General features: G+C 62.7%; 24 protein-coding genes. 10 read left to right on the top strand and 14 right to left on the bottom strand.

Features of this window, described 5'->3' with window-relative positions:
• Nucleotides 1-167: 167 nt before the first annotated feature.
• From FAY22_RS11470 to mctP, 5 genes are all read left to right on the top strand, one after another.
• Nucleotides 168-464, top strand: coding sequence for a hypothetical protein (locus FAY22_RS11470; protein WP_146330327.1), 297 nt, complete (start codon nt 168-170; stop codon nt 462-464).
• A gap of 480 nt (nt 465-944) precedes the next feature.
• Nucleotides 945-1514 carry a YdeI family protein gene (locus tag FAY22_RS11465; RefSeq protein WP_146330326.1) on the top strand — a complete coding sequence of 190 codons (570 nt, stop codon included), beginning with the start codon at nt 945-947 and terminating at the stop codon, nt 1512-1514.
• Between the two features lie 89 nt (nt 1515-1603).
• Complete coding sequence (locus FAY22_RS11460; RefSeq protein WP_146330325.1) at nt 1604-2212, top strand: alpha/beta fold hydrolase; 609 nt, start codon at nt 1604-1606, stop codon at nt 2210-2212.
• Between the two features lie 199 nt (nt 2213-2411).
• The gene (locus FAY22_RS11455) at nt 2412-2591 is read left to right on the top strand and encodes a DUF3311 domain-containing protein (protein WP_146330324.1); all 180 of its coding nucleotides are present in this window, start codon (nt 2412-2414) and stop codon (nt 2589-2591) included.
• Nucleotides 2591-4102: a monocarboxylate uptake permease MctP gene (mctP, locus tag FAY22_RS11450; protein ID WP_146330323.1), complete on the top strand. Its 1512-nt coding sequence runs from the start codon at nt 2591-2593 to the stop codon at nt 4100-4102. The genes FAY22_RS11455 and mctP overlap by 1 nt, the downstream gene beginning before the upstream one ends.
• 169 nt (nt 4103-4271) lie before the next feature.
• Here mctP and FAY22_RS11445 read toward each other — a convergent pair whose 3' ends face one another.
• From FAY22_RS11445 to FAY22_RS11435, 3 genes are read right to left on the bottom strand one after another with little or no spacing between them, the layout of a single operon-like run.
• On the bottom strand, nt 4272-5060 hold the full coding sequence (locus tag FAY22_RS11445) for a MetQ/NlpA family ABC transporter substrate-binding protein (RefSeq protein ID WP_146330322.1): 789 nt from the start codon (nt 5058-5060) through the stop codon (nt 4272-4274).
• 27 nt (nt 5061-5087) lie between these two features.
• Nucleotides 5088-5747, bottom strand: coding sequence for a methionine ABC transporter permease (locus FAY22_RS11440; RefSeq protein ID WP_146330321.1), 660 nt, complete (start codon nt 5745-5747; stop codon nt 5088-5090).
• Nucleotides 5747-6760: a methionine ABC transporter ATP-binding protein gene (locus FAY22_RS11435; protein ID WP_146333415.1), complete on the bottom strand. Its 1014-nt coding sequence runs from the start codon at nt 6758-6760 to the stop codon at nt 5747-5749. The genes FAY22_RS11440 and FAY22_RS11435 overlap by 1 nt, the downstream gene beginning before the upstream one ends.
• 434 nt (nt 6761-7194) lie before the next feature.
• Between FAY22_RS11435 and FAY22_RS11430 the strand changes: the two genes are divergently transcribed.
• The 5 genes from FAY22_RS11430 to FAY22_RS11410 all read left to right on the top strand — a co-directional run bounded on the left by FAY22_RS11430 (nt 7195) and on the right by FAY22_RS11410 (nt 11710).
• Nucleotides 7195-7698, top strand: a complete 504-nt coding sequence (locus tag FAY22_RS11430) for a bacteriohemerythrin (RefSeq protein ID WP_168204822.1) — start codon at nt 7195-7197, stop codon at nt 7696-7698.
• 216 nt (nt 7699-7914) lie between these two features.
• Nucleotides 7915-8790 (top strand): sulfate ABC transporter permease subunit CysT, encoded by an 876-nt coding sequence (cysT, locus tag FAY22_RS11425; RefSeq protein WP_246860486.1) that lies wholly within the window; start codon nt 7915-7917, stop codon nt 8788-8790.
• A 1-nt stretch (nt 8791) separates the two neighbouring features.
• Nucleotides 8792-9694: a sulfate ABC transporter permease subunit CysW gene (gene cysW, locus FAY22_RS11420; protein WP_146330319.1), complete on the top strand. Its 903-nt coding sequence runs from the start codon at nt 8792-8794 to the stop codon at nt 9692-9694.
• A 1-nt stretch (nt 9695) separates the two neighbouring features.
• Entirely contained in the window at nt 9696-10787 is a 1092-nt protein-coding gene (locus FAY22_RS11415; RefSeq protein WP_146330318.1) for a sulfate/molybdate ABC transporter ATP-binding protein, read from the top strand.
• Nucleotides 10784-11710, top strand: coding sequence for a CysB family HTH-type transcriptional regulator (locus FAY22_RS11410; RefSeq protein ID WP_146330317.1), 927 nt, complete (start codon nt 10784-10786; stop codon nt 11708-11710). The genes FAY22_RS11415 and FAY22_RS11410 overlap by 4 nt, the downstream gene beginning before the upstream one ends.
• A gap of 79 nt (nt 11711-11789) precedes the next feature.
• On the opposite strand, the gene FAY22_RS11405 is transcribed toward FAY22_RS11410, so the two are convergent.
• From FAY22_RS11405 to FAY22_RS11355, 11 genes are all read right to left on the bottom strand, one after another.
• Nucleotides 11790-13190, bottom strand: a complete 1401-nt coding sequence (locus FAY22_RS11405) for a 4Fe-4S binding protein (protein ID WP_146330316.1) — start codon at nt 13188-13190, stop codon at nt 11790-11792.
• Nucleotides 13183-13992 (bottom strand): FTR1 family protein, encoded by an 810-nt coding sequence (locus FAY22_RS11400; protein ID WP_146330315.1) that lies wholly within the window; start codon nt 13990-13992, stop codon nt 13183-13185. The genes FAY22_RS11405 and FAY22_RS11400 overlap by 8 nt, the downstream gene beginning before the upstream one ends.
• 85 nt (nt 13993-14077) lie before the next feature.
• Nucleotides 14078-14407 carry a cupredoxin domain-containing protein gene (locus FAY22_RS11395; RefSeq protein WP_146330314.1) on the bottom strand — a complete coding sequence of 110 codons (330 nt, stop codon included), beginning with the start codon at nt 14405-14407 and terminating at the stop codon, nt 14078-14080.
• Nucleotides 14408-14418: 11 nt separating this feature from the next.
• A complete protein-coding gene (locus FAY22_RS11390) occupies nt 14419-15915 on the bottom strand; it encodes a carbohydrate porin (RefSeq protein ID WP_146330313.1) in 1497 nt (498 codons plus the stop codon).
• Between the two features lie 2 nt (nt 15916-15917).
• A complete protein-coding gene (locus FAY22_RS11385) occupies nt 15918-16478 on the bottom strand; it encodes an iron transporter (RefSeq protein ID WP_146330312.1) in 561 nt (186 codons plus the stop codon).
• Between the two features lie 358 nt (nt 16479-16836).
• On the bottom strand, nt 16837-17967 hold the full coding sequence (locus tag FAY22_RS11380; protein ID WP_146330311.1) for a M48 family metallopeptidase: 1131 nt from the start codon (nt 17965-17967) through the stop codon (nt 16837-16839).
• Between the two features lie 16 nt (nt 17968-17983).
• Nucleotides 17984-18433 (bottom strand): dUTP diphosphatase, encoded by a 450-nt coding sequence (dut, locus tag FAY22_RS11375; RefSeq protein ID WP_146330310.1) that lies wholly within the window; start codon nt 18431-18433, stop codon nt 17984-17986.
• Nucleotides 18434-18509: 76 nt separating this feature from the next.
• Entirely contained in the window at nt 18510-19700 is a 1191-nt protein-coding gene (gene coaBC, locus FAY22_RS11370; protein WP_146330309.1) for a bifunctional phosphopantothenoylcysteine decarboxylase/phosphopantothenate--cysteine ligase CoaBC, read from the bottom strand.
• An 11-nt stretch (nt 19701-19711) separates the two neighbouring features.
• The gene (lspA, locus tag FAY22_RS11365; RefSeq protein ID WP_146330308.1) at nt 19712-20221 is read right to left on the bottom strand and encodes a signal peptidase II; all 510 of its coding nucleotides are present in this window, start codon (nt 20219-20221) and stop codon (nt 19712-19714) included.
• A 52-nt stretch (nt 20222-20273) separates the two neighbouring features.
• A complete protein-coding gene (gene ileS / locus FAY22_RS11360; protein ID WP_146330307.1) occupies nt 20274-23123 on the bottom strand; it encodes an isoleucine--tRNA ligase in 2850 nt (949 codons plus the stop codon).
• A gap of 54 nt (nt 23124-23177) precedes the next feature.
• Complete coding sequence (locus FAY22_RS11355; protein WP_146330306.1) at nt 23178-24155, bottom strand: bifunctional riboflavin kinase/FAD synthetase; 978 nt, start codon at nt 24153-24155, stop codon at nt 23178-23180.
• Between the last annotated feature and the right edge of the window lie 11 nt (nt 24156-24166).

The raw sequence follows: 24166 nt of genomic DNA, 5'->3' as shown, positions 1-24166 counted from the left end.
CAGTGAATTGACGCCTTTCCCGGTGAATTAAACAGGGGTGAGCGATCAGTAGTGTCTGTCAGACCGCGCCTGAAGCGCATTTGGGAGATATCGGCGGGTTGTTTTATCAATCGGCGTTACGGTTTATTAGTCAAGCCGCGACGTATAAAACTAGTTAGGCTTTCGAAATGCCCCATGATCTTGCGAGAACTGTCCAAATTGCGCTCTTGGGTGAAGTGCCGCCTACTCTTCGCTTTGTGTACGCAGGCCCCGACGACGAGAGCTTCAGTTTTCACGCCGTGTTTGCTGACGACGCTACCGATGAACATCTCGAATGCGCGGAGAACTTTTTCACTGAAATCGAAGCCAGCCTTTCTTTCAAAATACGTGGGCCGGTCACTATCGAGCGCAATGGTTCGCTACCTTGGAAAAAAGGCGAAGGGGAGCATCTCATGTATCTCAGGTGGGGTGAGCTAAGTGCCTAACCTCTTAATCAACGCGGACACGCTAAAGCGTGCCGGTTATTGTGCACGTTAGGCGAAAAGGAGGGGGCATGCGACAGGGAACTTTGCTTTTGTTGGTTCTCGCAGCATTGTTGTCCTCTGATTGCCATGCGAGCGAGCAAGATATCAATCCGCAAATAAAGGCCATAGCCGACCAGCAGAGTTGTAAGGTGACGCATTGCGGCGAGCTCGTCGAAGTGAGCTGTCGGCCGGAATTGGATGGGTCACTCACCTATTTCAATAATTCGAGCGGCGCTGTAGTCATGAAATGCGGCGGCGCATGTGATAGTCCGGCAGCACGGTCCGCTGATCCATTGGCATGTAAGTCGTGCCCGCCAAGGGAGTGGATAGCATGCGCCAAGAAATGAGATTCTTCCGCCTTGTCGCGTCTAACTTGCAGATGAACACAGTCAGCTTCGCCCCTGGTTATCCAGATCGTTAATCGTCATCAATAGGGATGCTATGACCGATCCGAGACTTACTTTTGCAAGCCAGGAAGAGTGGGAAACTTGGTTGGAGCGTAATGGAAGCTCCTCAACTGGCGTATGGCTTCGCTTGGCGAAGAAGTCAGCCGACCGGCCTACCGTCTCATATGCCCAAGCACTCGAAAGCGCGCTCTGCTACGGATGGATTGATGGCAAGAAGCAAGCGGAAAGTGAGCACTATTGGCTTCAACGCTTCACTCCTCGGACTGCCAAGAGCCTTTGGTCAAAGGTCAACAAAGGAAAAGCGGAAGCACTCATCGAATCGGGAAGAATGCGTCCGGCAGGGATGCAGGAGATCAATCGGGCCAAGCAGGATGGCCGATGGGATGCCGCCTATTCGCCAGCAGGCACTGCGACCGTCCCTGAAGATTTGCAGTGTGCTTTTGCCGCTAATCCCAAGGCAGAGAAGTTCTTTGCAACGCTGAACAGCAAAAATCGATATGCCATCCTTTTCAGAATACAAAACGCAAAGAAGCCGGAAACGCGCGCACGGAAAATCGCGCAATTCATTGAAATGTTAAGCAATGGCGAAACGCTCCATTCTTAACCTCATCGGCCTAGCATTGCGTTGCACACGTACGTGCTGCGCATCCCGCCGGTGAACTTGCGCGTTAGACCCTGCCTCACACCCCGCCCATGCCTTCCAAACTTCTCTTTCTTCCCGGTGCATTAGGCCGAACCGAATTGTGGATGCCCGTTGCGAACCTACTCGTCCACCCTGCCAGGAAAATCCACTTTGGGTGGCCCGGCTTTGGATCGACTCCGCCCGACCCACGGATAAATGGCATTAATGATCTGGTCGCCAAAGTAGTGGCCGAGATCGATCAGCCTACGGCACTGGTCGCCCAATCAATGGGCGGCGTAATCGCCATTCGTGCCGCCCTGGAGAAACCAGGCCTCGTCACCCACCTGATTTTGAGTGTCACCTCCGGCGGCATGAATATGAGGGGTTTTGGCGCACAAGATTGGCGCACATCCTTCCACGAGGAAAATCCTTCGCTACCTCGTTGGTTTTCCACCTACCAGGAAGACTTAACGCCAGTTCTTCCCGGGCTTCGCATTCCAACGCTTCTCCTGTGGGGCGATGCGGATCCCATCAGCCCTGTCAGTGTCGGCCAGCGCTTGGCTTCCCTGCTGCCGCACGCGACATTACATGTTTTCCCGGGTGGGGAGCACGATCTTGCCAGCGCCTTTGCCGCTGATGTCGCCCCGCTTGTCGACGCTCATCTCCTCAAAGCTGCCTGACAAGCGGCGCCGGCGGCCGGCCTGGTTCCGGTGGACGACGCTACTGTCATCGTCGTTCCCGTTGCGATCGGGCGATCCAACACGGCTTGATCGAACGGGATTTCATGACGGTTGTTGCTGGTCTAAGAATTGACTGGGCCGATTTCACCCTTGTCAGTCGTTCCTCCCCGGAATCCCTTGTTCACTCAAGGAGACCAGCATGTGGATTCTGTTATTGCTCCCATTCATCGGCTTGTTGTGGGTGCCGTTCTATAACCACGAACTGCCTTCCCTGTTCGGCTTCCCGTTTTTTTACTGGTACCAGTTTGCCTGGGTGCCGGTCACCTCGCTTCTGGTCTGGATCGTGTATCGCCATGCGGCACGCAGGAGGGGCGAATAATGGACACGCGACTTGACTGGACGGCGCTGGGCGTCTTCGTTTTCTTCTTCGCCCTGGTCACCGTGCTGGGGTTTGCCGCTTCGCGTTGGCATAAAGGGGCGGCGCACAAGGGAGACCATCTGGACGAATGGGGGCTGGGCGGGCGGAATTTCGGGACGTGGATTACCTGGTTTCTGGTCGGCGGCGATTTCTATACCGCTTACACCGTCATTGCCGTGCCGGCTCTGGTATATGCGGTCGGCGCCTATGGATTCTTTGCGTTGCCATACACCATCATTGTGTATCCGATCGTGTTTGTCATCATGCCGCGGCTGTGGCAGGAGGCGCATCGCGCCGGACATGTGACCGCCGCGGACGTGGTGTATGGCCACTACGGTTCCCGAACGCTCGAATTTGTCGTCGCGCTTACCGGCGTGGTCGCCACGATGCCCTATATCGCGCTGCAGCTGCTGGGCATGGAAGCCGTCATTAAAGCCCTCGGCCTGGCCGGCGAACTGCCGCTTGCGATCGCGTTCGTGATTCTGGCGTTATATACGTATTCGGCGGGGCTGCGCGCGCCGGCGTTGATTGCCTTCGTCAAGGATTTGATGATCTATATCGTCGTGCTGGTTGCCGTGGTGCTGGTGCCGATGAAGTTGGGTGGATACGGTACCGTGTTTGCAGCGGCCAACGATGCCTTTGCCGCCAAGGGCGGCGCGACCGGGATCACCTTGAAGCCGCAACAGATGCTGCCTTTCGCTACCCTGGCGCTCGGCTCGGCGCTCGCCGCGTTCATGTATCCGCATACCCTGACCGGGATTTTTGCCTCGAACAGTGCCGATACGATCCGCAAGAATGCGGTATTCCTGCCCGCCTATACCGTACTCCTCGGATTGATCGCCTTGCTTGGCTTCATGGCGTATGCGGCCAAGTTGACTGTTACTAACAACAACGACGTCGTGCCGGCGCTGTTCAATGCGCTGTTCCCCAGCTGGTTTACCGGATTTGCCTTTGCCGCCATTGCCATCGGCGCGTTAGTGCCCGCCGCCGTCATGTCCATCGGCGCCTCCAATCTGTTCACGCGAAACTTCTGGAAGCCTTACCTGCATCCAGACATGACGCCTGCACGCGAGCAACAGGTAGCCAAGATCGTTTCGCTCGTCGTCAAAGCAGGCGCGCTGGTATTCATCCTGTTTTTGCCGACCAAATTTGCGCTGGATCTCCAGTTGCTCGGTGGCGTCTGGATTCTTCAAACCTTCCCTTCGGTCGTATTCGCGGCCTTTTCACGCTGGTTCCGGGCGCCCGCGCTGCTGGTCGGATGGGCTGTCGGGATGGCAAGCGGAAGCTGGCTGGCATTGGCTGACGGTCTCAAGCCGGTGCATACGTTCCTGCTCGGCGGCGTCGGCTACACCCTGTACACGGGGTTGGTGGCCCTGCTGGCCAATGTCGCGATAGCAGCCATCGTGCAATTGATCTTGGGAGCGGGACACCATCATGCCGGACATGCGACGCCGGAAGGCTCCGTGTCTTGATCCGGCTGGCTCCAGCCAGCATGTCGCGATAACTCGTCAACGCCGACGGTAGCCCGTTCGGTGTTTTGGTCGATCTGGCAAGGGAATGTGCGAAGGCGCCGAAGTGGTCGCCGGCAGCCCTCTAAAGAAAAAAGGCGCGGTCATCACCGCGCCCTGGAGGAAGCCGCGATCAGAATGCCGGGACGATCGCGCCCTTGTACTTTTCCTCGATGAATTTCTTCACCTCGGGCGAAGTCAATGCCGCGGACAGCTTCTTGATGGCGGCGCTGTCCTTGTTGTCTTCGCGCGCGACCAGCAGGTTCGCGTACGGGGAATTGCCGTCTTCGATGAAGAGCGAATCCTTCACCGGGTTCAGTTTCGCTTCCAGCGCATAGTTGGTGTTGATCAGCGCCAGGTCGACCTGGTTGAGCACGCGCGGCAGGGTCGCGGCTTCCAGTTCGCGGATCTTCAGGTCCTTCGGATTGGACACGATGTCTTTCTTGGTCGCCGAAGTGCTGCGGGAATCCTTCAGCTTGAGCAAGCCCTGGCGTTCGAGCAGCAGCAGTGCACGGCCGGAGTTGGACGGATCGTTCGGGATCGCGACCGTGGCACCGTGCGGCAGGTCGGCGAGCTTCTTGTATTTCGTCGAATATCCGGCGAAAGGTTCCACGTGCACCTTGGCCACCGGGACCTCGATGTCATTCTTGTGCCCCTTCTTGAACTCGTCGAGATAGGGTTGGTGCAGGAAGAAATTGCCGTCCAGGCGTTTTTCGTTCACCTGCACGGCCGGCTGCACGTAGTCGGTGAAGACCTTGACCTGGAGGTCGACGCCTTGCTTGGCGAGCTGCGGCTTGACGAATTCCAGGATCTCCGCGTGCGGAACCGGAGTGGCTGCGATGACGAGCTTGTCGGCGGCTTGCGCGGCCAGCGGCAGTACGAGGCTTAGGGTCGAGGCGAACAGGGCAAATTTGAGACGCATAAATACTCCTTTGAAAAACACTCGGGATTACCGGCGGGTGAAATGGCGCACCAGGCGGTCGCCGCAGACCTGCAGCAATTGCACCAGCACGACAAGAATGGAAACGGTCACGATCATCACGTCGGTCTGGAAACGCTGGTAGCCGTAACGCAGCGCGAGGTCGCCCAGTCCGCCGCCGCCGACGACGCCGGACATGGCGGCATAGGAAACGAGCGCGATGGTGGTGACGGTGGCGGCGGCCAGCAGGCCGGGCAGGGCTTCCGGCAGCAGCGCATTGAGCACGATCTGACGGGTCTTGGCTCCCATCGCCTGGCAAGCCTCGATCACGCCGCGGTCGACTTCGCGCAGCACGTTTTCCACCAGGCGCGCGAAGAACGGCGTGGTGCCGACGACGAGCGGCGGTATCGTGCCCTCGACGCCGAGCGAGGTGCCGACCAGCGCCAGCGTCACGGGAATCATCACGATCAGCAGGATGATGAACGGCAGCGAACGCAGCACGTTCACGACCAGCGACAGCACGGCATACACGCCGCGCTGCTCGAGCAGCTGGCCGCGCCCTGTCAGGAACAGCAGCACGCCGAGCGGCAAGCCGAGCAGTATGGTAAAGACCAGCGACACGCCAGTCATGGTGAGCGTGTCGATCGTGGCCTGGCCGATGTCGGCCCAGTCGATATTCGAGAAATCCATCAGTTCAATACCTCGCAGTGCACATCCAGGCGGCGGAACAGGTCGATCACGGCGCCTGCCTCCTCGTTTCCGCCGCCGATTTCCACCAGCAGCTGGCCGTAAGGCTTGTCCTTGATGCGCGACACCGCGCCTTGCAGGATGGTGATCGTGGCGCGGGTCTGTTCGACGACGTGGGTCAGGATGGGCTGGTAGGCCGTGTCGCCGACATAGGTGAGGCGCACCCGGCGCCCGCTGTCCGCGCCCGCGCGCACGCCGGTCAGGTCGACGTCGTCATGCGTGTATTCCGCGACGAGGGCGCGGGTGACGGGGTGCTTCGGATGCAGGAACACGTCGCTGACCTCGCCCGTCTCGACGATGTCGCCCGCCTCGATGACCGCGACCCGGTCGCAGATGCTGCGGATGACTTGCATCTCGTGCGTGATCAGCACGATGGTGAGGCCGAGCCGCGCGTTGATTTCGGCCAGCAGCGCGAGGATGGACTGCGTCGTTTCCGGGTCGAGCGCGGAAGTCGCCTCGTCGCACAGCAGCAGCCGAGGCGCGTTCGCGATGGCGCGGGCGATGCCGACGCGCTGCTTCTGGCCGCCCGACAGCTGCGCCGGATACTTGTCCTTGTGCGCGCTCAGGCCGACCAGTTCCAGCAGTTCGTCCACCCGCCGCTGGCGTTCCTCCCGGGTGAAGCCGCCGGCCAGCTTGAGCGGGAACTCGACATTCGCGCCGACGGTCTTCGCCGACAGCAGGTTGAAGTTCTGGAACACCATGCCGATGTGCTGCCGCGTGCGGTCCAGGTCCGCCTTGGCCAGCGTCGTAATGTCGACGCCGTCGATGCGCACGGAACCGCGCGTGGGACGCTCGAGCAGGTTGAAGGTGCGCAGCAGCGTGCTCTTGCCCGCGCCCGAGCGGCCGATGATGCCGAAGATTTTCCCTTTTGGGATGTGCAAGCTGAGGTCGTGCAGCGCGCTGACTTCGCGATTGCCGACCCGGTAGCTCTTGTGGAGATTTTCAATGTATATCACGTGCCTGAACTGCCTGATTCCCTGCCGGCTGTAGCCGGTATCGTTGAGCGCCGGGGCCCGGGCCGGATCACGGCCCATGACTTGCGCGAAAGAGCTGAAGATTAACGAAAGGGATGTCAATCAGGAACGAAGCATTTCTCATTTGCTTATAGGTGATATTGCCCATAACCCTAGCTTTTCGCGGAATTTGCTTTTTCCGCCGAACAAATGTCAGCCAAGGTTGGTGGGCGCCGAAGATCATGAATATCGAAGGGGCGGAGCGTCGCTGCCCATGGCAAGGGCTGCGACGACAAAGCAGGCCTCGAATTGCAGAAATGTTCCCGTTGTGCAATGCTGATAACAATAGATATGCCATTTGGACGCGTTTGCAACGTCGCAATGGCCTTCGAGCGACCGGCCCAACCCGCAGTGGGAAGGGCGCAGTAGAGGTAATTATGGCCATCAAGCCCGTCGATCAATTAGATAGCAACGTAGCCGCAGCTGAAGACTTGCGTTATTACGCGTGGACGGATTCCCTCGCCTGCGGCCACGAGGGTATCGATGCCGACCACCGCTGTCTTTTCGATATCGCGGAGCGGCTGCGCAATGCAAGCCTGCAGGAGCAAGACAATACCGTCGTCGCAAATATCCTGCGCGAGCTGCTGAGTTATATACAAGGGCACTTCGCCCGGGAAGAAGCGCTTATGGCGGCGGTTAACTACCCCGGCTTCGAGGATCACCGGTTCGAACACAGTCTTTTGGCACGCCACGTCCGCAAGCTCTACCAGGATTTCGTGGATGAGAAACCGATTGCCTATACAGATATGTGGCAATTTCTTCGAAGATGGCTGCGCTATCACATCATGGAATCGGATATGCACATCGCCCGGTACGTCGCCAAGGCTAAGCAGCCTGATGCGGCGAACGAAGCCAGTCTCTATCCAGGCGCGGGCAGCTGAACCGCCTCCACCCGCCTCATCCTTCAAGTACCGCGTTTTACCGCGTCATCCGTCCTGCCCCGCGCCTGCGGCACGCCGGTCCCGGCAATGTCGCCGTTCGCGCCATCCGGATAGTTGAAATCGTTCTATCGACATGCAAAAAAAGTCGTTCTCTTTATAACAACTGAATGCAATTATGCGTCTTCCATAGCTGTATTTGTAATAAAGGAATGATCAATGGGAGCCGCCGGAACGACATGTAAGGGGAACAACCAGGGGAGCAATGCGGCGTCGCGGGTGATGCCGGGTTTTAAGCTATCGCTTGGCTTTACCCTGTTTTACCTGGCACTGATCGTGCTGATCCCGCTGTCGGCAGTGTTCCTGAAAACCTTCGCGATGACGTGGGATGCATTCTGGAGCGCTGTCACGTCGGAGCGGGTAGTCGCTTCCTACAAGCTCAGCTTCGGCGCGTCGCTGATCGGCGCGGCCCTCAATGTCCTGTTTGGCGGCATCGTCGCCTGGGTGCTGGTGCGCTACCGCTTTCCCGGCAAGCGCATCATCGATGCGCTGGTCGATCTTCCGTTCGCCTTGCCGACCGCCGTGGCCGGGATCGCGCTGACCGCTCTGTATTCGGGCAATGGCTGGATCGGCCGCTATCTGGAGCCGGCCGGGATCAAGGTCGCGTTCACGCCGCTGGGCGCGGTGGTGGCCCTGACCTTCATCGGCCTGCCGTTCGTGGTGCGCACCGTCCAGCCGGTGCTGGAGGAAGCCGAGCACGAGCTGGAAGAGGCGGCCGCCAGCCTCGGTGCCAACCGCCTGCAAACCTTTATCAAGGTGATTTTCCCGACCATCCTGCCGGCCTTGCTGACTGGTTTCGCGCTGGCGTTCGCACGCGCCACCGGCGAGTACGGCTCGGTGATCTTCATCGCCGGCAACATGCCAATGGTGTCCGAGATCACGCCGCTATTCATCATCACCAAGCTGGAACAGTACGACTACGCCGGCGCCACCGCGATCGCGGTCGTGATGCTGATCGTGTCGTTCGCGCTGCTCCTGACGATCAACCTGTTGCAAGCCTGGACGCGCCTGCGCGGCCAGGCGCAGAAAGCCTGACATGAATGCTGTCGTTTCCACCTTGCCCGTCGCTGCCCATGGGCGCGCCGAACCGGTGCACGCGCCGGCGGCCACGGTCGAGCCATTCTGGGTACGCGTACTGCTGACCGGCGTTGCGCTGGCGTTCCTGACGCTGTTCCTGTTCGTGCCGCTGGCGGCGGTCTTTGCCGAAGCCTTGAAGAAGGGACTCGGCACCTACCTGGCGGCGATTGGCGACCCCGACGCGGTGTCCGCCATCAGGCTGACCTTGCTCACGGCGGCGATCGCGGTGCCGCTGAACCTGGTGTTCGGCGTGGCCGCCGCCTGGACCGTAGCCAAGTTCGAGTTCCGCGGCAAGAGCGTGCTGCTCACGCTGATCGACCTGCCGTTCTCGGTGTCGCCGGTGATCTCCGGCCTGATCTACGTGCTGATCTTCGGCGCGCAGGGCTGGCTCGGTCCCTGGCTGCGCGAGCACGACATCAAGATCCTGTTCGCCGTGCCGGGCATCGTGCTGGCGACGATCTTCGTCACCTTTCCCTTCGTCGCGCGCGAACTGATTCCGCTGATGCAGTCGCAGGGAACGGAGGAAGAAGAGGCTGCGCTGGTGCTGGGCGCCTCCGGCTGGCGCACCTTCTGGCATGTGACGCTGCCCAACATCAAATGGGGCCTGCTGTACGGGGTGATCCTGTGTAACGCGCGGGCGATGGGCGAATTCGGCGCGGTATCGGTAGTGTCCGGCCACATTCGCGGCGAGACCAACACCATGCCGCTGCAGGTTGAGATTTTGTACAACGAATACAACTTCGCCGCCGCGTTCGCCGTTGCATCGCTGCTGGCCTTGCTCGCGCTCGTCACGCTCGCGCTGAAGACTTTCGTCGAATGGCGCGCGCACGAAACCAACCTACAACCGCTGCGGGAAAACTGACATGGCTATCGAAGTCCACAACATCAACAAGCGCTTCGGCGGCTTCGTCGCCCTCGACGGCGTTTCGCTCGATTTTCCGCAAGGCGAACTGACTGCGCTGCTCGGACCTTCCGGCTGCGGCAAGACCACGCTGTTGCGCATCATCGCCGGCCTGGAGCGGCCGGATTCCGGCCAGGTATTCCTCGATGGCGCAGACGCTTCCTCGCACCACGTGCGCGAGCGCCAGGTCGGCTTCGTGTTCCAGCATTACGCGCTGTTCAAGCACATGACGGTGTTCGAAAACATCGCGTTCGGGCTGCGCGTGAAGCCGCGCAGGCAGCGCCCTTCGGAAGCGCAGATCCGCAGGAAGGTGATGTCCTTGCTGGAACTGGTGCAGCTCGACTGGCTGGCCGACCGCTATCCGCCGCAGTTGTCCGGAGGGCAGCGCCAGCGCATCGTCCTGGCGCGCGCCCTCGCGGTGGAGCCGCGCGTGCTGCTGCTGGACGAGCCGTTCGGCGCGCTCGACGCCAAGGTGCGCAAGGAATTGCGGCGCTGGCTGCGCAACCTGCACGACGAGCTGCACGTGACCAGCATCTTCGTTACGCACGACCAGGAAGAGGCGCTGGAAGTCGCCGACCGCATCGTGCTGATGAACAAGGGCAGGGTCGAGCAGGCCGGCGCGCCGGACGAGGTGTACAACCATCCGGCGTCGCCGTTCGTGTACGGTTTTCTCGGCAACGTGAACCTGTTCCATGGCCGCGTGCACGAAGGCGCGCTCGATGCCGGCGGCATCCTGCTCGACGCGCCCGATCATGGCGACGCGCGCGATGCGCGGGGAACCGGTTTCGTGCGCCCGCACGACATCGAGGTCAGCCGCGATGCGACGGGGCAGATGTGCGAGGCGGGCATCGCCGCCCGCCTGCGGCGCGCGCATGCGATCGGGCCGCTGGCGCAGCTCGAACTGGAGCGCGCGGACAACGCGCAGCTGATCGAGGCGGTGATTCCCGCCGAACGCTACGCGCAGCTGGCGCCGACGGAGGGCGAGACGCTGCTGCTGCGTCCGAAGCGCCTGCGCGTGTTCATCAATGAAGCGAGCCAAGGGGAGCGAGCATGAATTTTCAGCAACTGCGGTCGATCCGCGAAGCGGCGCGCCGCGGTTATAACCTGACCGAGGTCGCCAGCGTCCTGTTCACCTCGCAGCCGGGCGTGAGCCGCCAGATCCGCGAGCTGGAGGATGAGCTCGGCGTCGAAATCTTCGAGCGCAACGGCAAGCGCCTGACCGGCCTGACCGAGCCGGGCAAGGGCATCCTGCAGATCATCGAGCGGCTGCTGCTGGAGGCCGAGAACCTGCGCCAGGCCAGCCAGGAATATTCCGGCGAAAAGAGCGGCACCCTGTCCATCGCGACCACCCACACCCAGGCGCGCTATGCGCTGCCGCGCGTGGTGCAGGCGTTCCGTGCGGCCTTCCCGCAGGTGCGCGTCGCGCTGCAGCAAAGCTCGCCGGAACATATCGCCGAGTGGGTCATCTCGGGCAAGGCCGATATCGGCATCGCGACCGAAGGCCTGTCGCAGTTCGAGGAGCTGGTGTCGTTCCCGTGCTATAGCTGGAACCACATGATCGTGGTGCCGGAAGAGCACCCGCTCGCGGCGCTGGAGCGCGTCTCCCTGAATGATCTGGCCGCATTTCCCCTGATTACCTACGACGTCGGCTTCACCGGCCGCGGCCATATCGACGACGCGTTCAGGCAGGCCGGCATCGACACCGACATCGTGCTGACCGCGATGGATTCGGACGTGATCCAGCAGTATGTGTCGCTGGGGCTGGGCGTGGGCATCGTGGCGTCGATGGCGGTCGAGCGCAACTGCGCGAGCGGCTTGGTCGCGCTGGAGGCGGCGCACCTGTTCGCGCCGAACATCACCCGCCTCGCGGTGCGCCGCGGCGCATACCTGCGCACCTACATGCTCGACTTCATCCTGCAGTTCGCGCCACAGCTCAGCCGTGCCGACGTCGAAACCGCGCTAAGGCACGGCGCCTGAACACCGTAAGCGAAAGCCCGGCAGCGTAGGGCGGACCGAAACCCGCCAATTTAGCTGTGTCGGCGGATCTCGATCCGACCTACGTGAAGAAGGCGATGGCCCAGACCGCCACGATCAGCGCCAGCGGCAGCAGAAAGACGGCAAAGGCGAGCAGACGGCGCGGCGAAAGTCCGGGCGCAATCAGGCGCCAGCCGAGCCAGCCGGAAAAGCCGCTGCCTGCCGCCAGCAATGCGATACGCACCGGCGGCACCCATTCCAGCGGGAGCCGCTCCGCTTTCAGGTGGCTCAGGGTCAGCATCGACAGGCCGAGAAAGATGCCGGTGCCGGCCATCGGAATCAGGCCGAGCGCCAGGCGCCGCCACGACACCTGCGCCTGCCCCGCGATCCGGGCTGAAATCCATATTGGCGCCAGCACCGCGAGCCCCAGCGCGAAGCCGCCGCCCAGGATGAATGCGAGGATGCACAAGCCGTCGAGCCAGGTGAAGACGTCGTTGGCCGCCGGATAGTGCGTGAGCAACCACCACGGCGCGTCGTCCTGCAACAGCGTGAAGGAGTCGCGTTCGACCAGCCATTCGGCCGCGACCGTCTTCATCTGCACGAACCAGCGGCTGGACGACCACTGGAAGGCCGCGGTGGCAACGCCGATGACGCCGAAGATGAGCGTCATCGCTTCTTCGCGGCTGGCATCCCTGTCGCGCGTAGCGAGTATTTCCCTTGCCGGGCTGCGCGCTGCCAGCTGAACCGCGTCGCGGTAGCCGCTGCAACGCCCGCACGCATGGCAGGCGGAAGCGCTTTTCATGTGGCGGATATCGATCAGCGGCGCGCAGTTCACCATCGGGGCGCGCTCGGTGCTGCGCTTCCATGCTTCTTCGTTGACGCGGAAGTGCAGCGGCGCGATTTTCGCCAGCAGCGAGAAGACGCCGTTGGCCGGGCACAGGTAGCGGCACCAGATGCGCTTGCCCTTGCCGTAGACGAAGCCGACCGCGACCGCGGCAAGCGTCGAACCGCCCAGCACCAGCAGCGCCGCCTGCGGATATTCGTACACGCTGACCAGCTGGCCATACACGGTGGTGCAGACGAAGGCGACGAAAGGCCAGCCTCCCCAGCGTATCCAGCGCGGGATGGCGCGTCCGAGACCGTGCCGGCTGGCCAGTTCGGTCAGCGCCCCTTCCGGGCAGAACACGCCGCACCAGACGCGCCCGAGCAGCATGGTGCTCACCATGACGAACGGCCACCAGATGCCCCAGAACATGAACTGCGCGAACAGCCGCAGGTTGTTGTACAGGTGCGCGTCTTCCGGCGGCAGCGGCATGAAGGCGGGAATGACGACCAGCGCCAGGTAGAAGCCGACCACCAGCCATTGGATCGCCTGGATGACGCGCCGGTGGCGCCGCATTGCATGGCCGGCGTTGGCCAGGAATCCAGTGGCGGACCTTGTTTCGTTGCTGCCGCAGGCAGCTTCCAGCGCGATCTTATGCATGGCGCTGCAGGCGGCGTTGCATCAGGTGGACGACCGCCCAGTAGCCCAGGTAGACGATGAGCAGCATCAGCGAAGGCCGGGCGCGGTATCCGGTAAACGCGGACAGCAGGGCGCCGGACGGGCTGCTGTCGTCGACCAGCCGCGACGTGTCCCAGAGCGGATCGATCAGCGCCGGCAGCACGCCCATGCCGATCACGCGTTCGGTGCCGTTGACCAGCAGCGCCACCGCAAACAGCAGCAGCAGGAAGCCGCTGACGCGGAAGAACTGGCGATAGTTCAGAAAGCCCAGGCCGCGATTGAGCGCCCAGGCGGTGACGGCGGCCAGCAGCACGCCGAGTCCGGCGCCGAGCGCCAGTCCGCCGCCGCCGTTCTGGTCCATGCCGATCCCGTACAGGAAGATCACGGTTTCCGCGCCTTCGCGCGCCAGCGCCAGCGCAGCCACGCCGGCGATGCCGAAAGCGCCGGAACGCGCAGTCGCCGCCGACAGCTCGCGCTCCAGCCCCTGCTTCATCTGGCGGCCGTGCTTTTGCATCCACAACACCATTTGCGCGATCAGCGCGGCGGCGACGAACACGATGGCCGTCTGGAACCACTCCAGCGCTTCGCCCGCCAGCTCGCTTTGCGCGGTCATCATGCCCCAGCCCAGCAGTGCCGCCAGGCCGATGCCGGCTCCGACGCCGATCCATAGCGCGCGCAGGCCCGTGCCCTGGCCGTCGTTACGCTTGAGCCATGCGTAAAGGATGCCGATGACGAGCATGGCTTCGACACTTTCGCGCCAGACGATGAAGAGTGAATTTCCCATGACTTCTCCTTATCGGGATTTCAGATCACTCCCCTCTCCCGCAGGCGGGAGAGGGGATGGGGGGCGTAACGATCGCTTTCCCCCGCTACTTGACAATGAACCTGCCTTGCGCTGTCTGCGGATGGAATTCGCCGAAGAACTTGTACGCGCCCGGCTTGAGCGGCTGGAAGATCAGGAAGCTGGACGCGCCCGGCGCCAGCACCTTTTCCTTGCGCAGCTCGATGCTTTCAAATTCCTCCGCGCCCGGGCCTTCGTTGCGGATCTGCAGCTTGAATTTCGTATTGGCCGGCACCTCGATGGTCTCCGGCACAAAACGGCCGTCGCGGATCACCAGATTGAAGGCCGGGAGTTCCTGGGCCAGCGCGCCGGCGCTGGCGAGCAGCAGGGCGGCGGCGAGACAGGCAAGACGTGGCATGACGAACCTCCTTAGTAGTTGAGCTGGGCGCGCAGCCCGAGCATCTTGATGGCGCCGGCGCCGGTGTCGCCGAGCGGGTTGCCGATGTACTGCATGTTCGGCGACAGCTCGAACTGCTTGCTGATGCGGTAGCGGTAGTACAGCTCGGCCACCCGTTCGCCGTTGCCGGCGCCGGTGGCGTCGCGATAAGCCCGGCTGGTTTTCAGGAAGCCGGCGGCCAGGCCGAGGCTGTCGCCGCCGCGGCTCCAGTAAGAACCGTTCAGTTCCGCGCCGAGCGTGAGCGCGTGGTCGAAGCGCACATGGCCCTGCATCTGCTGGCCGTAGCGGCCGAACAGGGTGACGTTGTCGCCGACCCGCTGGTCGGCCGAGACGCCCCAGCCGGTGTGGCGTTCCGTTCCGCCCACGCTGGTATCGAAATGCGTGGCTTGCGGATTGCTCCATGCGTAGATGCGGTAGCTGCCCGGCAGGCCGTCCAGCATGCGCTGTTCGGTTTCCGCCTGCACCATCAGCAGCGGCGAGGTCAGGCTGCGCTCGTAGTTCGAACCCTTTTCTCCGGCGCCGAACACGCCCAGCGACACGCGCCAGGTTTGCGGCTTGCCGGCGACGTTGTTGTATGACAGGCGCAGGCCGGGCGCAAAGCCGTTGGCGTCCACTCCGATATCGCCGCCGGCGTCGAGCAGCGGATTGTGCACGAACACCGTGTTCATGAACTGGCGCGTTTCATCGCCGGCGGCCGCGTTCTGGTCGAAGAAGACGAACGGATCCATCTTGCCGAAGTTGACGGTCAGCGTTTCCTTCGAGCGCGGCTTGAAGCCGCCGAAAGGCAGCGGAATATCGGCCTGGTACCATGCCTGCGCGAGCAGGGCGACCGAGTCGTCGGCGCGCAATCCTCCCTGCAGGCGGAAGGCGGTCGCGTTCGGCCGGGAGAAGACCGGCACGTCGTTCAGGCCGACTCCCTGTCCGAGACGGAATTGCGCGAACACTTTTTGTTCGACATCGCCGACGCGCGCCAGCGGCAGGCTGACGTAGGCATCCGCGCGGTAGTTGAGCTCGCTGTTGGCGCCGTCCACGCCGTAAGGCTTGTGCGCCACCGTGGTCAGGCTCAGGCCGGCGCTGATGCCGTCGAGCGCGCCCATCTTGCGCGCGGTCGCCAGCATGCCGGCCGACTGCATCTCGACCGCCTTCAGGCGGCTGACGAGCTCCGGCTCCTTTTCGCTGATGCTGTCGTTCTCAAGGCCTTTGGCGATGCGCTCCTGGTGCTGTTCCAGCGTCTGCAGGCGCTGCTCGACGGCGGGCTGTGCCGCCTGCGGAAGCGCGCGGCTGTCGCGCAACTCGCGCTCCAGATCCGCGTTGCGCAGCTCCAGCCGTTCCACGCGCTGGTTGAGCTTTTCCAGCATCCGGATCAGCTCCGCCTGGGTCGGCGGTGCCGCCACGGCGCCGCTCGCGCCGCACAGCAGCGCAGCCGCCAGTGCCAGCGGCTTCGGTTGCAGTTGTGGCAGGGCACGCATTCTCAATATCCGCCTTTCTTGCCGATGCCGACGTAGGTGAAGTCGTATTCGACGTCGAACGGCTTGAACCAGGGGCGCACGCCGGTGAGGCGGTCGGTATGGCGGCCGAAGTGCGCATGCTTGTTGTCCGACGGCGGCAGGATCGTGTATTTGACGTGGTATTTGCCCGGGCCGAACAGCTTGATGTTGTCGCCGTAGTGCGGGCCGTCGTTGGCCACCATCGGCATGAATTCGCCGCTGACCTTCTGGCTGGAACCAGCCTTGCTCACCTCGTACTGCACCACCAGGTAGGGAATCCAGGCGCCTTCCTCGAAGCCGTTCGGATTGCCTGCCATGGCCTTGATGTCGGCTTCGATATGGATGTCGGACTCTTCCGCCTTCTTCATCATGCCGTCCGGTTCCATCACCACCGGCTGCAGGTAGACCGCCGCGATTTCCATGCCGAAACGCTGCTGCGGGGCGCCGATCGGATATTCGACCGCGTAGGCATTCACGGTGGCTGTCGCGGCGGCGAGCGCCAGTACGATTCCTAGGAACGGGGTGCGGGCCAATGTGGAAAACATGAGAGCTCCTTTTATGCGGAAATTGCTGGATTTAAAATCTATTTTCAATGAATCTTTTTAGATGATAACAATTCTCATTAATAATTTCCACTCTGAAAATATTTTTTGGCATCGCCCGGAGCCGGCAACTCCGCCCGCATCAAGATTGGAACGGGGCGATCAAGCAACGCGCCTTATGGCGGCAGGGCACGGGGAGCCCTGCAAATGCGAAGCAGGCGGTGTTTCAGATGGGTGGCTTGGAGACTTGCCGTCCGAGCGTGAGGCACGGCGGACGCGATAAAAGGGCGGAATAGAAGGACTGAAGGGGAGTGCCGCACGCAGCCGCCTGGCGGCGCCGCGTGCGGCGAAACAGAAGGCGTTATGGAAGCAGCGGGCGCTTGGCGGCTTGCTTGGTTTTGATGTCCTTGAGCGCTTTTTCCATGGCGGCGATCCGCTTTGCGGTAGACGGATGCATGGCGGTATAGCTGTTGAGCACGCTGGCCGGGTACTGGCTGGCCAGCCGCTGCCAGAACGGCGCCACGCGATCGATGTTATAGCCTGCCCGTGCCAGCATGTAGAGCGACAGCTTGTCGGCCATGGCGTCGAGGTCTTCCGGCATCGGCCGCACGCCTGCTAGCCCGGCCATCGTGCTCATGTCCGGATGCATGCGGACCAGGTTGTCGATGATGCCGCCGATGGTCGAATTCATGCGCTGCCTGCTGGCATGCGAAAGCGCGTTGTGCGCCAGTTCCTTGGCCAGCACGTAAGCCAGTTCCTCGTCGGAGGCGGCGTAGTTCAGCATGCCGCGCGTGATCAGCGCGCGATGCCCGTCGGCGTAGGCGGTGACGTTGTCGGTGTTGCCGAGCTCGATGCCGTAGGCGCAGGCATAGGTGAGCGGCACGGTGAGCGTCTGGCTGGAACCGTTGCGTAGCACCGTCATCTTGACCTTGGTGCGGCCGGTGACCAGCGGCGCCAGGATGGCGGCGGCTTGGCGCTCGGCGTTTTCACCTTCCGGCATGGGCTTGTCGTCCACAGCCACCAGTTCGTCGCCGCGCCGCACGCCCGCGCGCGCCGCGCCTCCGCCGGGCAGCACGCCGACGACCTGCAGGCGGTCGCCCAGACCCAGCAGCGTTTGCGCGGCGTTCGTGAAATCGGCCGAATAAGAGTACCTGTTCTTGGCGGTAAAACCGAGCAGGTTGCGCGCATGGCTGCGGCACAAATCGGTATTGTTCACCAGCAGCGGCGCGGCAACGCGGTAAAGCCGGTCCTGCATTCCCACCAGCGCGCGCAATGCCTCCTGCTCCGTCGAGCTGACGCTGGGCGCGCCGGGCATGCCGGGGGCCGCTGGCGCTGACGGCTTGCCCGGCAAGCCGGGCAGCTGCTCGCCCGGCGGAGGCGAAACAGTCGTGGCGCAGGCCGCCAGCAGCAGGGCAACGGACAGCGCCGGCAAGCGCAGGTTGAAGACAGCGCGTTTCAAGCGCGGCAAGACACGTCGATTCAGGACTGCCATCCAGTTCCCCTTCAGATCAATGTTTTCCGGTGCTGCCGAAACCGCCGGCGCCGCGTTCGCTGCTGTCGAATTCCTCGACCACATTAAAGCCCACCTGCAGCACCGGCACAATGACCAGCTGGGCCAGTCGCTCCATCGGATTCAGGGTGAACTCGGTTTGCCCGCGGTTCCAGGTCGATACCATCAGCTGGCCCTGGTAATCGGAGTCGATCAGGCCGACCAGGTTGCCGAGCACGATGCCGTGCTTGTGGCCCATGCCGCTGCGCGGCAGGATCATCGCTGCGTAGCCGGGATGGGCGATGTGGATCGCCAGCCCGGTCGGAACCAGGTGCGTTTCGCCTGGCTTGATGGTGAGCGGCGCATCGATGCAGGCGCGCAGGTCGAGGCCGGCGCTGCCTGTCGTGGCATAGGTCGGCAGCTGCTCTTTCATGCGCGGGTCGAGGATTTTGACGTCAACGGTTTTCATGGGAATAAAGGATAAAGTCTGGCGCGCGCCGGGCGGGCGCCGGATTACAAAAAGATACAGCTTGAAGCAGTGCCAATCAGAGGCGGTCGGCGATTTCGGCGATCAACTGGCGCGCCAGGTTCTGCTTGCTGGCCAGCGGCAGGCGGCGGTGCCCGCGTTCGTCGAACAGCACCAGCTCGTTGTCATCCTTGCCGAAGGTTTGATGTCCGATATTGCCGACCAGCAGAGGGATGCCTTTTTTCCGGCGTTTTTCTTCGCCGTACTGCAGCAGGTTTTCCGATTCGGCGGCGAAGCCGACGCAGAATGGTTTGTGGGGCAACGCGGCGACTTCGGCCAGGATGTCCGGATTCTGCTCGAACTGCAGCTGCGGCACGTCGCCCGCACCGGTCTTCTTCAGTTTCTGCTCGCTGGCGTTGACCACCTTCCAGTCCGCCACCGCGGCCACCGCGATGAACACGTCCTCGTCGGCGACATGCGACACGACCACGTCATGCATCTGCTGCGCGGTTTGCACGTTGATGCGGTGTACGCCGTAGGGCGTGGAAAGCGCGGTCGGGCCCGACACCAGCGTCACATCGGCGCCGGCTTCGCGCGCGGCGCGGGCGATCGCGTATCCCATTTTGCCGGAGGACAGATTGGTGATGCCGCGCACCGGATCGATCGGCTCGAAGGTCGGACCGGCAGTCACCAGCACGCGCTTGCCGGCCAGCGCCTTGCGATGGAACGAAGCGACCACTTCCTCCAGCAGCTGTTCCGGCTCCAGCATGCGGCCCATGCCGGTCTCGCCGCAGGCCTGGTCGCCCGCGTCCGGACCGAGGATGGCGATGCCGTCGGCCTTGAGCTGCGCAACGTTGCGCTGGGTGGCGGCGTTCTGCCACATCTCCACATTCATCGCCGGCGCGATCATCAGCGGCAAGCCCACCGGACGCGCCACGCACAGGGTCGACAGCAGGTCGTCGCAGGCGCCGTGCGCCAGCTTGAACATGAAGTCGGCGGAGCACGGCGCGATCACCATGGCATCCGCATCGCGCGTCAGGTCGATGTGCGGCATGTTGTTGGCGATGCGCGCATCCCACTGGTCGGTAAAGACCGGCTTGCCGGACAAGGCTTGCATCGTGACCGGCGTGATGAACTGGGCGGCGGCCTGCGTCATCACGACCTGCACCGAAGCGCCTTCCTTGACCAGGCCGCGCGCGAGTTCGGCGACCTTGTAGCAGGCGATGCCGCCCGTCATGCCGAGAACGATTTTTTTACCAGCGAGATCCATTGCGCCTCCCTTTATTTGCCGACGCGCCTCAATTCGTCGAACACGAACAGCGCGGCGCCGCCGGTGATCGCCATGTCGGCGACGTTGAACGCCGGCCAGTGCCAGTTGCCGACATAAAAATCGAGGAAGTCGATCACGTGGCCGTAGATCGTGCGGTCGATCACATTACCGATGGCGCCGCCCAGGATCAGGGCCAGAGCCCAGCAGAACAGCTTTTGCCCGGCATGGCGTTTCAACAGGTAGATGATAAAGACGACCGCCGCCAGCGCGATGCCGGTGAACAGGTAGCGCTGCCAGCCCGATTCGGCGGCGAGGAAGCTGAACGCGGCGCCCTTGTTATGCGCCAGCACCAGGTTGAAGAACGAGGTGACCGGGCGCGACTCGCCGAATACGAACAGTTTGTTGATCGTGACCTTGGTGATCTGGTCGATCAGCACGATGATGGCGGCGATGCCGAGCCAGGGTGCCAGGCTGGTGTTGCCGCCGGATGATGCTGAAAACGTTTTCTTTTTTGTGGCCATGGTATCGAGGTTGAGGAGCGATTCCGGGCGCGCTGCCCGGAATCGCAGGGGATCAGGCGAATTTGCGCGTTTCGCCGCTGCCGAACAGGTTGCTCACGCAGCGGCCGCAAATTCCCGGATGATCGGCATGCGCGCCGACGTCCGCGCGATAGTGCCAGCAGCGCTCGCATTTCTGGTGGGACGAAGGCGTGACGACCACGCCTTCGTCGGCTTCACTTGCAACCTGCGTGACTTTTGTCTGTGAGGTGATGAACACGAACTTCAGGTCATCGCCCAGGCTGTCGAGCAGAGCATATTTGTCGCCGCTGGCCTTGATCTCGACTTCCGCCTGCAGGGACGAGCCGATGCCGCCCGCGACGCGGACTTCCTCCAGCTGCTTGGTCACCTCGGTGCGCAGTTCGCGCAGCGCCGCATACTTGGCGAGCAGGGCGGCGGCATCGGCCACTTCCGGCAGCGCGTAATAGGTCTGCGTGAAAATGGTTTCGCCGCTTTGCTCGTAGGCGTCCTTGCCGGCGAAGACCGCCCAGGCTTCCTCGGTCGTAAACGACAGCATCGGCGCCATCACGCGCAGCAAGGCGTGCGTGATATGCCACAGCGCGGTCTGCGCCGAGCGGCGCGCGCCCGACGTGGTGCCGCTGGTGTACAGGCGGTCCTTGAGGATGTCGAGATAGAAGCCGCCCAGGTCTTCCGAGCAGTACATCTGCAGCTTGGCGACCACCGGGTGGAATTCGTAGCCCTCGAAGTGCTGCAGGATTTCACGCTGCAGCTCTGCCATGCGTGCGATCGCGTAGCGGTCGATCTCCAGCAGGTCCGCCGTCGGCACCGCATCCTTGGCCGGGTCGAAATCCGAGGTGTTCGCGAGCAAGAAGCGCAGCGTGTTGCGGATGCGGCGGTAGGCTTCCACCACGCGCTTGAGGATCTCGTCCGAGATCGACAGCTCGCCCGAATAGTCGGTCGACGCCACCCACAAGCGGAGAATGTCCGCGCCCAGCGTATCCGATACCTTCTGCGGCGCGACCACGTTGCCCTTGGATTTCGACATCTTCTTGCCTTCGCCGTCGACCACGAAGCCGTGCGTGAGCAGCGCCTTGTAGGGCGGGCGGCCGTCGGTCATGGACGATGTCAGCAGCGACGAATGGAACCAGCCGCGATGCTGGTCCGAGCCTTCCAGGTACAGGTCGGCCGGGAAGTGCGATTGCTCCGCGTGCGAGCCGCGCAGCACGGTCTGGTGGGTGGAGCCGGAATCGAACCAGACGTCGAGCGTGTCCTTGTTCTTCAGGTACATGTCGGCGTCGTCGCCGAGCAGTTCCTTCGGATCGAGCGCCTGCCAGGCTTCGATGCCGTTCTTTTCCACCAGCTTGGCCACGGCTTCCAGCAATTCAGGGGTGCGCGGATGCAGCTCGCCGGTCTCCTTGTGCACGAAGAAGGCCATCGGCACGCCCCACTGGCGCTGGCGCGACAGCGTCCAGTCCGGGCGGTTGGCGATCATGCCGTGCAGGCGCGCCTTGCCCCAGCTTGGATAGAAGGCGGTCGCCTCCACCCCCGCCAGCGCGGTTTCGCGCAGCGTCGGGCCGCCGTCTTTGGGCGTGACGTCCATGCCGGCGAACCATTGCGAGGTCGCGCGGTAGATGATCGGCGTCTTGTGGCGCCAGCAGTGCATGTAGCTGTGGTCGAACATCACCAGCTTGAACAGCGAACCGACTTCTTCCAGCTTGGCGCAGATCGGTTTCGACGCTTCCCAGATCGTCATGCCGCCGAAGAAGGGCAGCCAGGATGCGTACTTGCCGTCGCCCATCACCGGGTTCAGGATCTCGTCATCCTTCATGCCGTGCGTCTTGCACGAGATGAAGTCGTCCACGCCATAGGCCGGCGCCGAGTGCACGATGCCGGTGCCGGTGTCGAGCGTCACATAGTTGCCTACGTAGATCGGCGAGAGGCGGTCGTAGCCCTGGTCGGTATTGGCGAACGGGTGCTTGAACTTCAGCAGCGACAAGGCTTCGCCGCTGGCAGTCGCGATGATCTTGCCTTCCAGGCCATAACGCTGCAGGCAGGAAGCGACCAGTTCCACCGCGAGCAGCAGCAGGATGGTTTCGCCGTTGCGCTCGGTCTGCACCAGGCCGTAGCGGTGCTCGGGGTGTACGTTCAATGCCTGGTTGGCGGGAATGGTCCACGGCGTGGTGGTCCAGATTACCGCATAGCCTTTGTCGGTCGGCAGCTTGTCTAGGCCGAATGCATGCGCGATCTTCTCGGGTTCTGCAAACGGAAAACCGACGTCGATCGCCGGGTCGCGCTTGTCCTGGTATTCGACTTCCGCTTCCGCCAGCGCCGAGCCGCAGTCGAAGCACCAGTTCACCGGCTTCAGGCCGCGATACACGTATCCTTTTTCCAGGATCTTGCCCAGTACGCGGATCTCGTCGGCTTCATTGCTGAAGTCCATGGTCTTGTACGGGCGGTCCCATTCGCCCAGCACGCCCAGGCGGATGAAGTCCTTCTTCTGGCGCTCGATCTGCTCGCTGGCATACGCGCGCGACTTGGCTTGCACTTCGGCGGTCGACAGGTGCTTGCCGTACTGCTTTTCGATCTGGATTTCGATCGGCATGCCGTGGCAGTCCCAGCCCGGCACGTATTGCGCGTCGAAGCCCGCCATGTTGCGCGCCTTGACGATCATGTCCTTCAAGATCTTGTTGACCGCGTGGCCGATGTGGATGTCGCCGTTCGCATACGGCGGGCCGTCGTGCAGGATGAATTTCGGGCGGCCGGCGGAAGCCTTGCGGATGCGCTGGTAGATCTTCTTCTCTTGCCATTCCTTCACCCACTTCGGCTCGCGCTTGGCGAGGTCGCCGCGCATCGGGAATGCGGTTTCGGTCAGGTTGACCGGGTACTTGTTCTTTTGTTCGGACATGGTCGTTTCAATCGTAAAAATTCGGTGGATCAAACAGGGGCGGGCGTTTGATCGTCAAATTCGGTCGGTGGCGGAGACGGCGTTCGCGTCGCGTTCCCTGAAGAAGTCGCGCGCCTGGTCGGCGTCGCGCTCGATGGCTGCAGTCAGCGTCGGCAGGTCGACGTATTTTTCCTCGTCGCGCAATTTCTTCAGGAATTCGACCCGCACCAGCTTGCCGTAGCATTGCTGCGCATAGTCGAACAGATAGGTTTCGAGCAGCACCCGGCCGCCGTCTTCCACCGTCGGACGCACGCCGAGACTGGCCACGCCCGGAATCGGATGGGCGGCCAGGCCATGCACCTGCACCACGAAAATGCCGGACAGCGCGGGACGCTTGTGCGCCACGCGCAGGTTCAGCGTCGGGAAGCCGATCGTGCGGCCGAGCTTCTTGCCATGGATGACGTGCCCGGAAATGGCGTAGGGATGGCCGAGCAGCTGCTCGGCCAGCGCGAAGTCGCTTTGCGCAAGGGCCTCGCGCACTGCCGATGACGAGATGCGCATGTCGTTGTTGGTCACCGTCGGCAGCGCTTCCACATGAAAGCCGTATTGTTTGCCGGCCTCGATCAGGGTGGCGAGGTTGCCCGCACGCCTGGAGCCATAGCAGAAATCTTCGCCGACCATCAGCCATTTCACGTGCAAGCCCTGCACCAGGACTTTTTCGACGAAGTCCTGTGGTGACATGGAGGCGAAATGCGCATTGAAGTGCTCGACGATCACGCGGTCGACGCCGGCATTGTCGAGCGCCTGCAGCTTGTCGCGCAGGTTGGCGATGCGCGTCGGCGCTTTCGACAGATCGCCTGCTGCGCGCGCAAAGAATTCGCGCGGATGCGGCTCGAAGGTCATGACGGCTGCTTCGATGCCGAGCCGGGTCGCGGCTTCGCGCACGCGCGCCAGCAGGGCCTGGTGCCCGCGATGCACGCCGTCGAAGTTGCCAATCGTCAATGCGCAAGGCGCGCGAGACGCGGCATTGGGTAGTCCGCGAAATACCTTCATTGCAGGTTGGA

This window comes from Noviherbaspirillum sp. UKPF54 (assembly GCF_007874125.1).
In the GTDB taxonomy this organism is placed as follows: domain Bacteria; phylum Pseudomonadota; class Gammaproteobacteria; order Burkholderiales; family Burkholderiaceae_D; genus Noviherbaspirillum.
The sequence above is the reverse complement of the archived record's forward strand: the minus strand, read 5'-3'. Positions and strand labels throughout refer to the sequence as shown.

Bases quoted from the DNA above. Each gene is read 5' to 3' on its own strand.
- FAY22_RS11470 (WP_146330327.1), top strand. From the start codon at position 168: ATGCCCCATGATCTTGCGAGAACTGTCCAAATTGCGCTCTTGGGTGAA.
- FAY22_RS11465 (WP_146330326.1), top strand. From the start codon at position 945: ATGACCGATCCGAGACTTACTTTTGCAAGCCAGGAAGAGTGGGAAACT.
- FAY22_RS11460 (WP_146330325.1), top strand. From the start codon at position 1,604: ATGCCTTCCAAACTTCTCTTTCTTCCCGGTGCATTAGGCCGAACCGAA.
- FAY22_RS11455 (WP_146330324.1), top strand. From the start codon at position 2,412: ATGTGGATTCTGTTATTGCTCCCATTCATCGGCTTGTTGTGGGTGCCG.
- mctP (WP_146330323.1), top strand. From the start codon at position 2,591: ATGGACACGCGACTTGACTGGACGGCGCTGGGCGTCTTCGTTTTCTTC.
- FAY22_RS11445 (WP_146330322.1), bottom strand. From the start codon at position 5,060: ATGCGTCTCAAATTTGCCCTGTTCGCCTCGACCCTAAGCCTCGTACTG.
- FAY22_RS11440 (WP_146330321.1), bottom strand. From the start codon at position 5,747: ATGGATTTCTCGAATATCGACTGGGCCGACATCGGCCAGGCCACGATC.
- FAY22_RS11430 (WP_168204822.1), top strand. From the start codon at position 7,195: ATGGCCATCAAGCCCGTCGATCAATTAGATAGCAACGTAGCCGCAGCT.
- cysT (WP_246860486.1), top strand. From the start codon at position 7,915: ATGGGAGCCGCCGGAACGACATGTAAGGGGAACAACCAGGGGAGCAAT.
- cysW (WP_146330319.1), top strand. From the start codon at position 8,792: ATGAATGCTGTCGTTTCCACCTTGCCCGTCGCTGCCCATGGGCGCGCC.
- FAY22_RS11415 (WP_146330318.1), top strand. From the start codon at position 9,696: ATGGCTATCGAAGTCCACAACATCAACAAGCGCTTCGGCGGCTTCGTC.
- FAY22_RS11410 (WP_146330317.1), top strand. From the start codon at position 10,784: ATGAATTTTCAGCAACTGCGGTCGATCCGCGAAGCGGCGCGCCGCGGT.
- FAY22_RS11405 (WP_146330316.1), bottom strand. From the start codon at position 13,190: ATGCATAAGATCGCGCTGGAAGCTGCCTGCGGCAGCAACGAAACAAGG.
- FAY22_RS11400 (WP_146330315.1), bottom strand. From the start codon at position 13,992: ATGGGAAATTCACTCTTCATCGTCTGGCGCGAAAGTGTCGAAGCCATG.
- FAY22_RS11395 (WP_146330314.1), bottom strand. From the start codon at position 14,407: ATGCCACGTCTTGCCTGTCTCGCCGCCGCCCTGCTGCTCGCCAGCGCC.
- FAY22_RS11390 (WP_146330313.1), bottom strand. From the start codon at position 15,915: ATGCGTGCCCTGCCACAACTGCAACCGAAGCCGCTGGCACTGGCGGCT.
- FAY22_RS11385 (WP_146330312.1), bottom strand. From the start codon at position 16,478: ATGTTTTCCACATTGGCCCGCACCCCGTTCCTAGGAATCGTACTGGCG.
- FAY22_RS11380 (WP_146330311.1), bottom strand. From the start codon at position 17,967: ATGGCAGTCCTGAATCGACGTGTCTTGCCGCGCTTGAAACGCGCTGTC.
- dut (WP_146330310.1), bottom strand. From the start codon at position 18,433: ATGAAAACCGTTGACGTCAAAATCCTCGACCCGCGCATGAAAGAGCAG.
- coaBC (WP_146330309.1), bottom strand. From the start codon at position 19,700: ATGGATCTCGCTGGTAAAAAAATCGTTCTCGGCATGACGGGCGGCATC.
- lspA (WP_146330308.1), bottom strand. From the start codon at position 20,221: ATGGCCACAAAAAAGAAAACGTTTTCAGCATCATCCGGCGGCAACACC.
- ileS (WP_146330307.1), bottom strand. From the start codon at position 23,123: ATGTCCGAACAAAAGAACAAGTACCCGGTCAACCTGACCGAAACCGCA.
- FAY22_RS11355 (WP_146330306.1), bottom strand. From the start codon at position 24,155: ATGAAGGTATTTCGCGGACTACCCAATGCCGCGTCTCGCGCGCCTTGC.